The sequence below is a fragment of the Polynucleobacter sp. 39-46-10 genome (genome assembly GCF_002282275.1).
The window spans coordinates 1-1,841 of the sequence record NZ_NCJB01000410.1 but is presented as its reverse complement, the minus strand read 5'-3'; the positions used below and the strand labels follow the sequence as shown (position 1 = coordinate 1,841).

The window sequence follows — 1,841 nt, the reverse complement described above, 5'->3', positions numbered from 1 at the left end:
GCGTTCTATTCGTTTTGCCCGAAATTTGGCTGAAGATATTGAGTTCTCGGCGGAAGATGGCTATCGCTCAGAAATGGATTTCTTGTGCAGGGTAGTTGAGGCGGTAATTAATGAAGGTGCAACTACCATCAACATCCCCGATACTGTAGGTTATGCCACACCTGAGTTGTATGGAGAGTTCATTAGAACTTTGCGTACCCGCGTCCCGAATTCAGATAAAGCAGTCTGGTCTGTTCATTGCCACAATGACTTGGGTATGGCTGTTGCTAATTCGTTGGCTGGCGTGAAGATTGGTGGCGCTCGTCAAATTGAATGCACCATTAATGGCTTGGGAGAGCGTGCTGGTAATACAGCCCTGGAAGAAATTGTGATGGCCTTGCGCACACGCAAGGACTACTTCGAGATGGTGTGCGGCATTGATGCTACCCAGATTGTTCCGGCATCCAAATTGGTATCGCAAATTACTGGTTTTGTTGTTCAGCCAAACAAGGCAGTCGTTGGCGCTAATGCTTTTGCGCATACCTCCGGTATTCACCAAGATGGCATCTTGAAGAATCGCGATACCTATGAAATCATGCGCGCTGAAGATGTAGGTTGGTCTGCCAATAAGATCGTGCTGGGTAAGCTGTCCGGTCGCAATGCATTCAAACAGCGTTTACAGGAGTTGGGCATTGCGATTGAAGCTGAAGCAGATTTGAATGAGGCATTTGTTCGCTTTAAAACATTAGCTGATCAAAAATCAGAAATATTTGATGAAGATATTATTGCGATCATGTCGGATTCTGCTGCAGCGGAAGAGGGTGAGTTTTATAAATTTATCTCCTTGAGTCAGCATTCTGAAACAGGTGAACGTCCAAAATCTAAAGTCACCTTCCGGGTTGGGGATAAAGAGACAAGCTCCGAGTCTGAAGGTAACGGCCCAGTTGATGCTAGCTTGAATGCGATTGAAGAAGTGGTGAAGAGTGGGGCAGAGCAATTGCTTTACTCGGTCAACGCAATCACTTCGGGTACGCAGTCTCAGGGTGAGGTGACTGTGCGTTTGGCTAAGGGCGGGCGTATTGTGAACGGCGTTGGAACTGATCCAGACATCATTGCCGCTTCAGCGAAAGCGTATTTATCTGCGCTCAATAAATTGCATGATCCGAGTCAAGCTAAGCTCAATGCGCAGATGACGCCTTAATTATTGGGATCGTATTTTCGACGCTTCTGAATTACACCTCTTATTTATCGAGGTCTGTATTTTTGTAATACTTGGTGCCCTTGCCGGTGATTTCAGCGGCAAGGCCCGAGTCAGTCAATTGGTACATCAACACGCCGGGCGCAACGACCACTGCATCTTGGTAGGCATCGCCATCTTTTTCGTATTTGGCGGCTGCAGTCATTTGGCCGCCAAAGGTCCATCCGGAATTCACGAAGTCATTTAAGGCAGCTTTTGTCTGAAATACAAAGATGTTCTGGAATGATTTAATTCCAAAGCCAAGACCAGCTTGTACTTCAGCCATATTCATATAAATTGGTTTAAGCCCATCCTTTTGGATGACTACGCCGCTGCCGGTACCTCCGCCTGCAATGAATATCTTCATGCCAAAGTTACTAAATGTGGCGTAGCCAACAGACTTTTCGATCAGTTCTTTTGCCTTGGGCTGTACTTGGTATAGCGCTTTAAGGGTGTCATTGCTCGTTTTAAGAATATCCTCCTGTTGCTGAGCAACTGTCTTTTGAGGTGCAAAAGGATTGGAAAATTGGGCAAAAGCACTGTTATTGAGGCAAAAAGTACCTAAAACCAAAGTAAATATAGGGGTGGCGAGGGGATAAATTTTCATAAGTTATTGATTTTATTA

General features: G+C 45.6%; 2 protein-coding genes. One reads left to right on the top strand and one right to left on the bottom strand.

Going from position 1 to position 1,841, the window contains the following annotated elements:
* On the top strand, nt 1-1,180 hold a 1,180-nt coding region (locus tag B7X71_RS16235), incomplete at its 5' end, for a 2-isopropylmalate synthase (protein ID WP_293601492.1).
* 40 nt (nt 1,181-1,220) lie between these two features.
* Here the strand turns inward: B7X71_RS16235 and B7X71_RS16230 are convergent.
* The gene (locus B7X71_RS16230) at nt 1,221-1,823 is read right to left on the bottom strand and encodes a YSC84-related protein (RefSeq protein ID WP_293601491.1); all 603 of its coding nucleotides are present in this window, start codon (nt 1,821-1,823) and stop codon (nt 1,221-1,223) included.
* Nucleotides 1,824-1,841: the final 18 nt, after the last annotated feature.

Bases quoted from the DNA above. Each gene is read 5' to 3' on its own strand.
- B7X71_RS16230 (WP_293601491.1), bottom strand. From the start codon at position 1,823: ATGAAAATTTATCCCCTCGCCACCCCTATATTTACTTTGGTTTTAGGT.